This is a genomic window from Flavobacterium enshiense, assembly GCF_040750275.1.
GTDB classification, from domain to species: Bacteria; Bacteroidota; Bacteroidia; order Flavobacteriales; family Flavobacteriaceae; genus Flavobacterium; species Flavobacterium enshiense_B.
Genome location: NZ_JBDOCV010000002.1, coordinates 58,539 through 71,320 on the forward strand (window position 1 = coordinate 58,539; position 12,782 = coordinate 71,320).

At 35.7% G+C, this 12,782-nt stretch carries 11 protein-coding genes; 4 read left to right on the forward strand and 7 right to left on the reverse strand.

Annotated features, from left to right (window positions below; all coding sequences use genetic code 11):
* Nucleotides 1-25 precede the first annotated feature (25 nt).
* Both ABGT15_RS02990 and ABGT15_RS02995 read right to left on the reverse strand, forming a co-directional pair.
* Nucleotides 26-1,309: a DEAD/DEAH box helicase gene (locus tag ABGT15_RS02990; protein ID WP_367229934.1), complete on the reverse strand. Its 1,284-nt coding sequence runs from the start codon at nucleotides 1,307-1,309 to the stop codon at nucleotides 26-28.
* A 59-nt stretch (nucleotides 1,310-1,368) separates the two neighbouring features.
* The gene (locus tag ABGT15_RS02995; RefSeq protein ID WP_367229935.1) at nucleotides 1,369-2,403 is read right to left on the reverse strand and encodes a formimidoylglutamase; all 1,035 of its coding nucleotides are present in this window, start codon (nucleotides 2,401-2,403) and stop codon (nucleotides 1,369-1,371) included.
* Between the two features lie 107 nt (nucleotides 2,404-2,510).
* On the opposite strand from ABGT15_RS02995, the gene ABGT15_RS03000 reads away from it, so the two are divergent.
* Nucleotides 2,511-3,386 carry a hypothetical protein gene (locus ABGT15_RS03000; RefSeq protein WP_367229936.1) on the forward strand — a complete coding sequence of 292 codons (876 nt, stop codon included), beginning with the start codon at nucleotides 2,511-2,513 and terminating at the stop codon, nucleotides 3,384-3,386.
* 199 nt (nucleotides 3,387-3,585) lie between these two features.
* On the opposite strand, the gene hutI is transcribed toward ABGT15_RS03000, so the two are convergent.
* Both hutI and ABGT15_RS03010 read right to left on the reverse strand, forming a co-directional pair.
* Nucleotides 3,586-4,821, reverse strand: a complete 1,236-nt coding sequence (gene hutI / locus ABGT15_RS03005; protein ID WP_367229937.1) for an imidazolonepropionase — start codon at nucleotides 4,819-4,821, stop codon at nucleotides 3,586-3,588.
* Nucleotides 4,821-5,945 (reverse strand): hypothetical protein, encoded by a 1,125-nt coding sequence (locus ABGT15_RS03010; RefSeq protein ID WP_367229938.1) that lies wholly within the window; start codon nucleotides 5,943-5,945, stop codon nucleotides 4,821-4,823. Before ABGT15_RS03010 ends, hutI begins: the two co-directional genes overlap by 1 nt.
* 70 nt (nucleotides 5,946-6,015) lie before the next feature.
* On the opposite strand from ABGT15_RS03010, the gene corA reads away from it, so the two are divergent.
* Complete coding sequence (gene corA, locus ABGT15_RS03015; protein WP_367230458.1) at nucleotides 6,016-7,098, forward strand: magnesium/cobalt transporter CorA; 1,083 nt, start codon at nucleotides 6,016-6,018, stop codon at nucleotides 7,096-7,098.
* Here the strand turns inward: corA and fumC are convergent.
* Entirely contained in the window at nucleotides 7,095-8,477 is a 1,383-nt protein-coding gene (gene fumC, locus ABGT15_RS03020; RefSeq protein WP_367229939.1) for a class II fumarate hydratase, read from the reverse strand. The two genes, corA and fumC, sit on opposite strands and share 4 nt — an antisense overlap.
* 139 nt (nucleotides 8,478-8,616) lie before the next feature.
* On the opposite strand from fumC, the gene ABGT15_RS03025 reads away from it, so the two are divergent.
* Nucleotides 8,617-8,778: a hypothetical protein gene (locus ABGT15_RS03025; RefSeq protein WP_367229940.1), complete on the forward strand. Its 162-nt coding sequence runs from the start codon at nucleotides 8,617-8,619 to the stop codon at nucleotides 8,776-8,778.
* Between the two features lie 71 nt (nucleotides 8,779-8,849).
* Here the strand turns inward: ABGT15_RS03025 and ABGT15_RS03030 are convergent, their stop codons facing one another.
* Nucleotides 8,850-11,333: a TonB-dependent receptor domain-containing protein gene (locus tag ABGT15_RS03030; protein ID WP_367229941.1), complete on the reverse strand. Its 2,484-nt coding sequence runs from the start codon at nucleotides 11,331-11,333 to the stop codon at nucleotides 8,850-8,852.
* Between the two features lie 95 nt (nucleotides 11,334-11,428).
* The gene (gene arsC / locus ABGT15_RS03035; RefSeq protein ID WP_367229942.1) at nucleotides 11,429-11,770 is read right to left on the reverse strand and encodes an arsenate reductase (glutaredoxin); all 342 of its coding nucleotides are present in this window, start codon (nucleotides 11,768-11,770) and stop codon (nucleotides 11,429-11,431) included.
* 83 nt (nucleotides 11,771-11,853) lie between these two features.
* On the opposite strand from arsC, the gene ABGT15_RS03040 reads away from it, so the two are divergent.
* Nucleotides 11,854-12,780 (forward strand): CPBP family intramembrane glutamic endopeptidase, encoded by a 927-nt coding sequence (locus ABGT15_RS03040; RefSeq protein ID WP_367229943.1) that lies wholly within the window; start codon nucleotides 11,854-11,856, stop codon nucleotides 12,778-12,780.
* Nucleotides 12,781-12,782: the final 2 nt, after the last annotated feature.

Consider the following 12,782-nt stretch of genomic DNA (forward strand, 5'->3'; position numbering starts at 1 on the left):
AATCCGTTATCATTTTATTTAGGTATTAATACCAGCGTTTTTTATTCTTTTTAGAACCGTCAGATTTTCTGGATTTGTCTGAATTTGTAGTGGATTTTGTGTTGGATTTTGATTGTCCCAGTTTCTTTTTGTTTCTGAAATCCGGTTTGGCATCCGGGTTTTTTACTTCATCTTTCCAAGGAAATGGATGATTGGTAACCACTTTTACATTCTGTCGGGTTAGTTTTTCGATATCCTGCCAATACGTTTTTTCATCTTTTCCACAGAAAGAAATAGCCAGTCCTGTATTTCCGGCGCGACCGGTACGACCAATTCGGTGTACGTAGGTTTCCGGTATATTAGGTAAATCAAAGTTGATAACATAAGGAAGCAATTCAATATCGATACCGCGGGCTGCAATATCAGTAGCTACCAAAACAGAAGTTTCTTTGTTTTTAAAACTTTCCAACACACGCTGTCTGGCTGATTGCGATTTATCACCGTGTATGGCTTCCGCATGAATGTTTTGCTTTTTCAGTGCTTTAACCACATTATCCGCACCATGTTTTGTTCTTACAAAAACCAGTACATTCTCGAGTTTGTCTTCTTCAATGATGTGGTACAAAAGTTTTCTTTTATCTTCTTTATCAACAAAATAGACTTTCTGGTTTACTTTTTCAGAAGTACTTGAAACAGGAGTTACTGAAACATATTCCGGTTTGGTTAAAAAAGTATCGGCTAATTCACGAATAGCAAAAGGCATCGTGGCTGAAAATAAAAGTGTCTGACGGTTATCCGGAGTTAATTTGATGATTTTTCGAACATCGTTAATGAAACCCATATCCAGCATTAAATCGGCTTCATCTAATACTAAATGATGTAGGTGGTTTAAATCGATAAAACCTTGCTTATGAAGATCCAGTAATCGGCCGGGCGTTGCAACCAAAACATCAACACCGTGTTTTAACTCGTTAACCTGAGGCACTTGATTTACTCCTCCAAAAATAACAAGTGTTTTTACATTGGTGTATTTTCCGTAAGTATCAAAACTTTCACCAACTTGTATCGCTAATTCTCTGGTAGGTGTTACCACTAAGGTGCGAATATGCTTGACTTTTTTAGCAGAACCGACAATTCTGTGTAATAAATTAAGAATAGGGATGGCAAAGGCAGCAGTTTTACCTGTACCGGTTTGTGCACAACCTACCAAATCTGTTCCTTCCAAAATGATTGGAATAGCTTGTTCCTGAATTGGTGTGGGGTTTGTATAGCCTTCTTCCGAAACGGCTTCCTGTATATTTTTAAGTAAATTAAGTTCGTGAAATTGCATAAAAAAAAACGATAGCATTAGGCTATCGTCTGCAAAAGTACTTTAAAATATCGAGATTCTTATTTATTGGGTTTTGCTTTCATGAAATCGGTAATAAGATAAGCAATCAGTTTACCGATTAAATGGCTGTTTTTTTCAAAGGCTAAATCGGGTGCTCCTTCACAAATATGCAGATAAGAAGCATTCTGATTTTGCCCGAACGTATGAATGAACTGGCGTAACTGTTCCACTGAAAAACCGCTCAGAGTCATGGCGCTGCTTGGTATGTTTGGTATCGCATCTAAATCGATTTCAATGCCGAATGCATCACTGGTAACATGTTTTTGAGCCATTTCCATTTCAGATTTAAAATCTTTCTCTTGTCGTACGGCAATCTCTTCGTAAGTATTGTATAAAACCTTTCCTTCCGTTTTTTTGATGCTTTCCAATATGCTTTTTGAAGTGTAACTTTCATGAAGTCCGAAGATGAAATATTTTTTAAGGAAACCTTCCTCAAAAGCATAGGAGAAACCGTTGCCGCTGTGTCTTCCTTCCAAAGCCCTAAAATCGGTATGCGCATCAAAATTGATGGCATTAACAGCTTTGCCTTTAGCCAATGCCAGCCCTTTTATATTTCCGTAAGCATTATTATGTCCGCCTCCAATAATGATAGGTATTTTTCCTGCTTTGATAATCTTGCAGACAATATGAGAAACTTCTTTATCAATTTTATCGACTAGTTTAAAGAATTTCTTTTTATCGTCTTTGTCGTTAATGTTCAAATCCTGAATTGTTTCCATTTCTTCGGTTACATTCAGAGTGCCTAAAATCATCAAACGGCTTCCTTTGCAGAAACGGTTGTTCTGAATATTTACAATGCTATTAAGTGTGCTTTCCCAGGCAGAAGCAGCTCCGGGGCGGCCTAAATTGGCGCGTATGCCTATATCTTCCGGAATACCGAACAGTACGAATTCGGCATCACTGGCTTCTAAAAATTCAAGGATGTCCATCTCTTTGGGAACGGTTTGTATGCGTTCACCAAATTTAATTTCAGTACTGCGATGGTTTGTTATTTTGGTCAGATCGCTTAAGCTAAAACGAATAAGTTTATCCATAAAAAAAAGAAATTCTAGTACTCAAAAATACTATTTTCCCTAAAACTTTCGTTTAGTAATTAGGTTTAAATGAAAAAAAAATTAAATTTGAAAAAAAACTAAATACCATGGAAAATCAAAAAAGTAATTCGTCTCTAAAAGCTATTATTATTGTTTTGGCATTATTGTTATTAGGAAGTTTGGGTTATATGTACAAAATGAGTACTGATAATCAGACATCTGAAAATAAATTAATGTCCGATAAAGAGAAATTAAGTGAAGAGTTACAAGCCTCAATTGCAAAATATGATGAAGCAATTTCTGAAAACACTTCGCTTTCCGATGAATTGGCTGCCGAAAGAGAAAAACTTGTGCAGTTAAAAGCAGAACTGGATAAATCAAAAGGGGATGTAGCCGCAATGGCTAAATTCAAAAACGACTATTTACGTTTAAAACGCGAGATGGACAACCTGATAAAAGAAAACGATGTTTTGAAAAAGCAAAATGTTGTTTTAACAACGCAGCGTGACAGTACGCAAGTCGTTTTAGAAGACACTCGAAAAGTAAGAGATACATTAATTGCCAGCAATGATAATTTATCCAAAACTGTTGAAAGAGGTTCAAAATTATCTGTTTTGAATTTACAGACAACCGCGGTTAAACAAAGAAGTTCAGGAAAACAAATTGATACAGACAAAGCCAGCAGAGCCGATGTGTTGAAAATCAGTTTTATGATTGCTGAAAACCAAATTGCAAAATCTGGTGATAAAACGTATTATGTACAAGTTATCGATGCAAAAAACAATGTGTTAGGAGATAAGAAAACTGAAATTTTCGGAGATAAAACCTTAACCTACAGTTTTACCAAAACAGTTAAGTATGAGAACAAAACTGTAAAAGTAGAGCAGGATTTACCGGTTAAAGATATCGAAGGAGGTTCTTACTTCGTGAATATCTTTGATAAAGGAGAATTGGTTTCTAAAACTTCTTTTACTTTAAGATAATTCACTACCTGATAAAATTAAAGGCTGTCATTTCTGGCAGCCTTTTTTGTTTTACCGCAGAATCGCGGATTATTTCAATGTATCGTTTTTTGTTTATAATGATAGGTTTGGCTATTTTAGTTATAATTGTTTACAGTACCGCTTGATTTTTATTTTATAATCTGTGAATCTGCTTTTTTTTAATTGTAATGTTTTAGGATTAAATCATTTTCCCGTTAACAATAACCTGATCAATCAAGTTACTTCCAAAAGCATAAGGTAATTGATAATAGGAGGTAAGCGGTTTCGTAATTATAATACTGGCCGATTTGCCTTTAGTAATACTTCCGTGTGTTTCCGAAATTCCCATCGCATAAGCACCATTGATTGTAGCGGCATTGATAGCTTCTTCCGGTGTCATTTTCATTTTGATGCAAGCAGTGGCTACTACAAAATTCATATTTCCGGACGGCGTTGTTCCTGGGTTGAAATCAGTAGCTAAAGCCAATGGTAAGCCCGCAGCCATCATTTTTCTTGCCGGAGTGTAAGGAATACTGATGAAATAAGAGCAGCTTGGTAAAGCAACGGGCATGGTGATGCTTCCTTTTAAAACCTCAATATCTTCATCGGTTACAATTTCCAAATGATCTACGGAAATCGCGCTATGTTTCACACAAGCCTCAATTCCGTTAATGGCTGTAAACTGGTTTACGTGAATTTTTGGTGCTAGGCCGTATTGCTTTCCGGCTTCCATAATGCGTTCGGTTTCTTCAATGGAGAAATAACCGGTTTCAAGAAATGCATCAATGTAATCGGCTAAGTTTTCTGCAGCAATTTTGGGTAGCATTTCGTTGATAATCAAGTCGATGTAAGCTGAATGATTTTCTTTGTATTCGGTCGGAAAAGCATGCGCTCCCAAAAAAGTGGCTTTAATTTTTATCGGGTAGTTTTCAGCAAGTTTCTTGATCACGCGAAGCATTTTTAATTCGCCTTCTACAGTTAAACCATAACCAGATTTGATTTCGACTGCTCCGGTTCCTTGTTGCATCACTTCTTCAAGTCGTGCTTTGGATTGGTTGTAGATTTCTTCTTCGGAAGTTTCGTTTAATTTTTTAGCAGAATTCAAAATTCCGCCGCCGCGATTGGCTATTTCCTCATAACTCAAACCGTTAATGCGATCCACAAATTCCTGAACACGATTTCCCGCGTATACAATATGCGTATGACTGTCTACCCAGGTTGGTAAAACTGCTTTTCCTTCAGCGTCAATTATGGTGTCAAAAGTATCGGTTGGACAATTGTCCATCGTTCCGAAATCGGTAATCAATTCATCTTCAATTACTAAAAAAGCATTGTCAATTTTTGGTAAAACAGCCATTTCGGCTCCGGATACTTTGTCGATATTTTCTTCGCGAACCTGTAAAAGTTCTTTTATGTTTTTGATTAGGATTTTCATTAGTTGAAATATTTTATTTTTCTTTTTAGAATGTGTTTAGGTTTTCCATTTACAAATTTAATTTGTTTTACCCAATTTCCTTTTTTGTCAAATTTGTATTTGTAGATTATGGTGTAGTATTGCTCTTTATTTTTATAATTAATGCCAATTAAAAGGTTATTGTCATAGATATAATCAATTTCTATATTATCATATTTTGATTTGTATACATACCTGATCTTTTGCTTTTTTTCATTATAACTATAAAATTTTGAGTTACTAACTGTGTCAGGATTTGCATAAGATTCTTCAATAAGATTATTTAATTTGTCGTATTTGTAAATTATTCTGTTTGATAACTCATTCTTAGCGTTGTACTCATAATTTCTATATCTTAATATTTCTGTTAACATTCCTTTGTCATCATAAATATATTTCTTTCTTTGATAGAGTGTTCCTACAGAATCATTTCTAGCTGAATAACTGCCATCTTCATTTTTTTGGTAAGTATATGGAACATGTATTTTAACATCAGTTCCCTTATTGTTGGTATTATAAAAATTTATAGCGCTATTTTCATAACCTCTTTCTGAAGAGTACATGGAGATTTTTTTGATATTGCTGTTTAAGTCGTATTCATAAATAATCATGCTTCCATAGTTTGGATTATCGGAAGCTATATGAAATTCAGATTTCCTTCTGTTTTGGTAATCATAGGTTATGTTATATGCTGTGAAATCAGTATTGTCACCGAAAAATTTTTTATTCTGAATTAAACTATCATTTTTATTGTATGAATATTCCCAACGATAAGCGATTTTTTTATTTGAATAATACCATGTTTCATTTGTCAGTAAGCCTTTTTGATTGAATTCCTTTTTGTAATTAATATAAGAATTGTGAATATCATCAATCCAAGTTATTCTAAATTTTTTTTCAGTATTTCTAGGGTTAATAATTCCAAACTCTCCATATTCTCCAGACAAAGGTATGTATGTCACTTCTTTTGTGCTTTTAGGATAAACTTCTTTCTCGATAGAAATTACTTTTTCTCGTATTGATTTTACGTTTCCTTTGATGTCACTTTTTTGTGAAAAAATAGTTGTCGATAAAAATAAAACTGCAGAGAGGAAAATAAATTTCATGATCAAATATTTTTTGTAAAAATAATCCTGAATTTCAAAAACTCCTATCTTTATGACAAATTATTCGGTTTTGAGAAAGATTAAATACAAAAAAGGACGCAAAGTCAATCCAAATTTTTACGAGTATACCGGGATTCATAAAACCGAACCGATAGCACTGCAACTGTTCGTTTACAATGAAAACCGTTTTGAAGAATATAAAAATGTTCAGCTAAATAAAGTAGCATCGGAACTTAATGATAGAAATCAGGTAAATGATATTAAATGGTTGAATGTTCATGGTTTACATGATGTTGAGCTCGTTAAGAATATTGGTGATTTGCTTGAGGTTGAACCCTATATAATCGGCGATATTTTAAATACTTCCCGTCGCACAAAAATGGAAGAATTGCACGATATGTTGTTCTTCAGTATCAAGTCGATTTTACCGGGTGAAGATTTGAGTAATATTCGTGTGGAACAAATCAGTTTTATTCTTAAAGATAATCTTCTGGTATCGTTTCAGGAGAAAAGGAGCGATTTTTTCAGTCATATTCGGGAACGTATCAGAACTAATGGAGGTATCGTTTGTAAAAAGAAAAATGACTATTTGTTGTATCTGATGCTGGATGCCATTATGGAAAACTTCTACATAACCATTGAAAGTTATGAAGACAGGATTGAAGCTTTAATGGTGGAAGCTAAAACCAACCACCGTCAAGACGTTTTAATCCGAATTGAAAACAACCGGGAAAATCTGAATTATTTAAAACGGGCCATTATTCCGTTGCGCGATGCATTATTCAGTTTAAAAAGTTTTCAGGACGACAATGAATACGATGGCATTGAGTCGGCCAATTATACTTTTTTCGCAAGATTGCACCAGAAATGTTTGGAGCTTTTAGAGCAGATTGACTACGATTTAAATTCGCTTGACAGTGCTTCTCATTTTCATTTTTCGGCACAAAGCCAAAGAATGAATGAAATCATGAAAACACTAACGGTTGTTTCTGTCGTGTTTATTCCGTTAACTTTTATAGTTGGGGTTTATGGGATGAACTTTGATTATATGCCTGAACTGCGTTGGCCAAATGGGTATTTTGGAATATTGGGATTCATGTTTTTATTGGTTATAGGAATGCTTGTGTATTTCAAAAAGAAAAAATGGTTTTAAACCATATCTTCCGGTTTTACCCAAGCATCGAAATCTTCTGCAGAAACATAACCTAAACGGATAGCTTCTTCTTTTAAAGTCGTTCCGTTTTTGTGAGCAGTTTGTGCAATTTCGGCTGCTTTATAATACCCGATTTTTGTATTCAGAGCCGTTACCAGCATTAAGGAATTGTCGACTAATTCTTTAATTCTTTTGTAATTGGGTTCGATTCCCTGAGCGCAATGTTCGTCAAAAGAAACACAGGCATCGCCCAATAATCTTGCGGACTGCAAAAAGTTGGCCGCAATCATCGGCTTAAAAACATTTAATTCGTAATGTCCTTGTGTGGCGCCGATGGTTATCGCCACATCATTACCCATTACTTGCGCACAAACCATGGATAACGCTTCACATTGCGTTGGATTTACTTTTCCTGGCATAATCGAAGAACCCGGTTCGTTCTCCGGAATAAAAATTTCACCGATGCCGCTTCGAGGTCCGGATGCCATCATACGAATATCGTTGGCAATTTTATTCAACGAAACAGCAATTTGTTTTAAAGCACCATGTGTTTCTACCATAGCATCGTGAGCGGCAAGGGCTTCAAACTTATTTTGAGCTGTTTTAAAAGGGAGATTTGTAAATCGGGCAATGTATTCCGCTACTTTTATGTCATAGCCTTTTGGTGTGTTTAAACCGGTTCCTACGGCTGTTCCGCCCAAGGCAAGTTCGGATAAATGTGGTAAAGTGTTTTTTAGTGCTTTAAGCCCATGATTAAGTTGCGCTACATAACCTGAAATTTCCTGACCGAGTGTAAGTGGTGTGGCGTCCATTAAATGGGTTCTTCCGATTTTAACCACATTGGTAAATGCTTCCGATTTGATTTGTAACGTATCTCTTAATTGTTCAATCCCGGGAATGGTTGTTTCGATAACCATTTTATAAGCCGCAATGTGCATCGCAGTAGGGAAGGTGTCGTTTGAAGATTGGGATTTGTTCACATCGTCATTGGCTTTAATGAACGATTCCTCACCAATTTGTTTACCGGCTAAAACCTGCGCACGGTTGGCAATCACTTCATTTATGTTCATGTTACTTTGCGTGCCGGAACCCGTTTGCCAGATAACTAAAGGAAATTCGTCTTTGAGTTTTCCTTCAAGGATTTCATCGCATACTGCAGCAATAGCATCTCGTTTTTCAGATGGAAGGACATTTAAATTACAGTTGGCGTATGCTGCGGCCTTTTTCAGATAAGCGAAAGCTTCTATTATTTCTTTAGGCATGGAAGCCGATTCACCTATTTTAAAGTTGTTCCGGGAACGTTCGGTTTGTGCGCCCCAGTATTTGTCGGCAGGAACTTTAACCTCGCCCATGGTGTCTTTTTCGATACGGAAATCCATTTTGCTGATGATTAGGATTGTTAAAATTAATCAATATCAAATGGTTATGAAAGGATGTTAAAATAAATTTAAGAGAAGTATTGTCGAAGCAGATAATTACGCGTATATTTGGCCTGAAATCATAAAATTCCGGAAAAACATGTTTGATTTTCAACAGTATTTAGGCTTTTTACTATTCTTAGGAATCTTCTTAACAGGATTCTGGTTGATGCTTTTCCTTGTAAACTTTGTGTTTTACTGGGTAGGCGGCGCTCTTTGGGAGATGTACAAAGAGAAAAGAAATGGTAAAAACAATGAATAATTAGAAGCTAATTATTTATAAAATAAAAAAGTCCCGATTTCGGGACTTTTTTTATGAATCTGAATTAACTGTTAACCTCCAAAGAATTCATCGCCATTTCCGTTATCACCGTTTTTAGGCTGTTTTTCTCTTTCGTTTTTCTTTTTGTTGAAACGATAGGTGAAGGAAAGGTTGATTTGTCTTTCTCTCCATTGCATTTCACTGTAGGAGTTTAATACATTGGCTAAATTCGTTTCTGAAATTCTCTTACGGGAATTGAAAATATCGCTTACGTTTAAGGCCAATGTAGCTTTCTCTTTGAAGAAATCTTTACTTAAAGAAGTATTGGCAGCTAAAACACCTTTACTGGTTCCCTGTGCATTTTTTTGTGGTGCATTATATGTTCCGTTAGCTTGCCAGTCAATACCGTAAGGTAAAGAAACTTTTGAATTAATTCTTGAAAACCAGGAAACAGCAATATTGTCGAAGTTTTGGGTTACTTCATCGCCTTCAAAATTGGTATAGGTGTAATCACCTTGTGTTTCGTTACGGAAGAAATTGAAATTTCCGTTCAAACGCCACCATTTGAATGGTGTGTAGTTCAGTGTAAATTCAAATCCGAAACGATATTCTGTAGCTAAGTTGATTGGTGTACTGACAATAACAGGAACTCCGTTTACAAAGTCTCCGGATTCTTTACGGATAAACTGATAAGAATCAGTTGTTCTGTTGAAATAGGCTGATGTGTTAAACGTTAACTTCGACCATCTTTTCATGTAACCAAGGTCGAAAGCATCGGTTGTAGCCGGGTCTATATCAGGATTACCTTGGAACAGGTTGATGTTACTTGAATAATTCGAAAACGGATTCAGGAAACGACCTCTCGGACGGTTGATACGTTTACTGTAATTTAAACTAGCACTGGAACTTTCTGAAAACTCATAGGTTAAGAACAAACTAGGGAAGAAGTTGTTGTAGGTTTTAGTGTTGAAATCGTTTGTGGTTAACTGATTCACATTGATTTTGGTATCTTCATAACGCAACCCCATCAGATAAGAAAACTTATTGATTTTGGAACCAAATTGTGTATAGAAAGCATTAACTTTTTCAATATATTCTAACGTATTAGTATAACGCGTGTTGTTAACCCATTCATTATTATCATCTAAATAATCAATAGCAAACGGAGTTTCCAGGTTGGTAAAGGTTCCTTTGTAACCGGCTTCAAACTGACTGTTTTTCCCTAAAGGCAAAACGTAATCGGTTTGGATTAAATTACGCTGTTGCTTGTTACGGCTTGTGGTGCGTTCTGTAGTAGCATTTGCTTCATCGCCAATCACAAAATCTGTAATAATGGAATTCTCGTTATCTTTGTTTGAAGAGAAAGAAGCATCAACAGTTAATTTATGACCGTCTTTTTTGAAATTCTTGGTTAAATTGGTGGAATATTCAAAATCAATGTTGTCACTAGTCTGATCGTTGAAACGGTTTCGGGTAAATGTTGGAACGTAGTTTTCATCGAAGTTGTAGAAGAAAACATTGTCCGGATTTGAACCGTCATTTTTTCTGATGGAAAGCGCATTAGTCCAGGTAGTTGTCTTGTCTAAATACCATTCCATTCCAAAATTTGTATTGAATCCTTCACGGGAACGCTCGTTGTTTCGTCTTTCGTTAATATATCCGGTTGTTTCTCCGGTATTTCTGTCAAGATATTGAGTATCAGTCATGGAATTGCCAGGACTCTTACTATTGGTGTATCCGGTTGTGGTGAAAAGATTAAATTCTTCGCCTCTTAAATTGATGTTTCCGTTCAACCCATAGTTTTGAGGATCTCCAACGGTTCCGGTAATACTTCCGTTGATACCTTGGGCTTTTCCTTTTCTTAAAATGATGTTGACAATACCACCACCACCTTCAGCTTCATAACGTGCAGATGGGTTGGTGATTACTTCAACTTTCTCAACAGCGTCTGCGGGTAGCATTCTTAAAGCATCGGCAATATTTCCGGCCATTCCAGATGGTTTTCCGTCAATTAAAACTCGTACATTTTCGTTACCTCTCAAGCTAACATTTCCGTCCTGATCCACACTAACGGAAGGTACATTGTCTAATACATCGCTCGCAGTTCCACCTTTCACCATCATGTCCTGCCCAACATTGTATACTTTTTTGTCCAGTTTGATTTCTACTGTAGAGCGTTCTGCAATTACCACTACTTCATCCAATTGTTTAGACTCTTCGCTTACTGAAATCGAACCTAAATTAGTATCGGTATCAATGGCTTTATCTTTAATTTCTACGGTCTTGAAGCCTAAAAATTCAATTTTGATGTAATAAACTCCTGAAGGGACTTCAAAAGAAAATTCCCCTTTGGCATCGGTAATTCCACCAGAAACTAACGATGGGTTTTTGGTATTTTGAGCGTAGATACTGGCATACTCAAGTGGTTGATTGGTCGCTTTTTCAATTACTTTACCGCTTACCTTAACCTTTGGGCCTTGCGGTTTTTGTTGTGCAAATGAAAAAAATGTAGATAACAGTAAAAGTACCACTGCTATTTGTTGAAGCTTTTTCATGAATGATTAATTTGATTTCTGCTTAAGACCACAAAATTACTTCGGGGTTTAAGCGTTAAATCACAAATCTTTGTTAAAACTAAGTTTTACTAATTCTAAATAATCTCGAGTATTTTCTCAATCGGACGTCCAATTACCGCTTTTCTTCCGTTGATGATGATCGGGCGTTCAATCAGGACATGATTTTTCAACATGATGTCAATTATCTCATCATCAGATAGTTCTTTGCTGGAAAAATTATCTTTCCAAAGTTGTTCCTTGGTTCTTACCAATTCTATAGGTTTTATTTTTAGTTTCTTGATGATGGAAGTAAGTTCGCGTTTGGTGATTTTTTCATCCAGGTATTTAAAAGTTTCAAATTCAATTCCTTTTTCTTCCAGTAAGCAAACTCCTTCTCTTGATTTGCTGCATTTTGGGTTATGGTAAATAGTAATCATTTGTAATTTTTTTGCAAAAGTAACTTTATCCATTAAAAAATGAAGTAATTTCGAGGCAACATTAACAAACTGTATTCACAATCATGTTCATAGAGCAAATCAAAACTAAAAATTATAACTATACACTTCATTTGGTGTTGTATCTTCTTGTAGTAGTGTGTTTTGGACTTTTAATGTTACTGAATTTTCTTTCTACACAAGACATGAATACCGAAGATTTAATCCATCAGATGATTGAGCAATATGGTTCGAATTTAACTTTTGTGGCAATGGTGGCTCCTTTATCATTTATGTGTCTCGGACTTTTATTTTGGGTGAAATTTCTTCATGGTCAAAGTATTAGAAGCCTTATAACAGCAAGGAAAAAAGTAGACCGGAGCCGAATTCTGTTCGCCTTCACACTTTGGGGTTCGGTTACAGCTTTACTTACGGTAGTGGCTTATTACGCTTCTCCGGAAGATTTTGTAGTGAATTTTGAACCAAGTACTTTCTTCCCGTTTTTAGTGTTAGCCATTATATTAATTCCGTTGCAGACGAGTTTTGAAGAATTTTTGTTTCGAGGTTATCTGATGCAAGGAATCGGAATTTTTTCCAACAGCAGATTTCTTCCGTTTGTGGTAACATCAGTATTGTTTGGTTTGATGCACATTGCCAATCCTGAAGTAGGGAAAATGGGAATGACCATCATGATTTATTATATAGGAACCGGTTTCTTTCTAGGCCTCATTACCCTGATGGACGACGGATTGGAATTAGCTTTGGGTTTTCATGCGGCTAATAATTTGGTAGGTGCTTTACTGGTAACAGCGGATTGGACTGCTTTTCAGACGAATTCAATTTTTAAAGACATCTCCGATCCAAGTACTGGCTTCGATGTGATTCTCCCCATTTTTATTATTTTCCCGATTTTGACATTCATTTTTGCAAAAAAATACCAGTGGACCGGTTGGAAACAAAAGTTGTTTGGTAAATTAATTGACACAAATGAAGTTAACGAAATTGGGTTGTAATC

What these genes read in the sequence shown, in the direction of transcription:
- ABGT15_RS02990 (WP_367229934.1), bottom strand. Translation starts at nt 1,309, where the DNA reads ATGCAATTTCACGAACTTAATTTACTTAAAAATATACAGGAAGCCGTT.
- ABGT15_RS02995 (WP_367229935.1), bottom strand. Translation starts at nt 2,403, where the DNA reads ATGGATAAACTTATTCGTTTTAGCTTAAGCGATCTGACCAAAATAACA.
- ABGT15_RS03000 (WP_367229936.1), top strand. Translation starts at nt 2,511, where the DNA reads ATGGAAAATCAAAAAAGTAATTCGTCTCTAAAAGCTATTATTATTGTT.
- hutI (WP_367229937.1), bottom strand. Translation starts at nt 4,821, where the DNA reads ATGAAAATCCTAATCAAAAACATAAAAGAACTTTTACAGGTTCGCGAA.
- ABGT15_RS03010 (WP_367229938.1), bottom strand. Translation starts at nt 5,945, where the DNA reads ATGAAATTTATTTTCCTCTCTGCAGTTTTATTTTTATCGACAACTATT.
- fumC (WP_367229939.1), bottom strand. Translation starts at nt 8,477, where the DNA reads ATGGATTTCCGTATCGAAAAAGACACCATGGGCGAGGTTAAAGTTCCT.
- ABGT15_RS03025 (WP_367229940.1), top strand. Translation starts at nt 8,617, where the DNA reads ATGTTTGATTTTCAACAGTATTTAGGCTTTTTACTATTCTTAGGAATC.
- ABGT15_RS03030 (WP_367229941.1), bottom strand. Translation starts at nt 11,333, where the DNA reads ATGAAAAAGCTTCAACAAATAGCAGTGGTACTTTTACTGTTATCTACA.
- arsC (WP_367229942.1), bottom strand. Translation starts at nt 11,770, where the DNA reads ATGATTACTATTTACCATAACCCAAAATGCAGCAAATCAAGAGAAGGA.
- ABGT15_RS03040 (WP_367229943.1), top strand. Translation starts at nt 11,854, where the DNA reads ATGTTCATAGAGCAAATCAAAACTAAAAATTATAACTATACACTTCAT.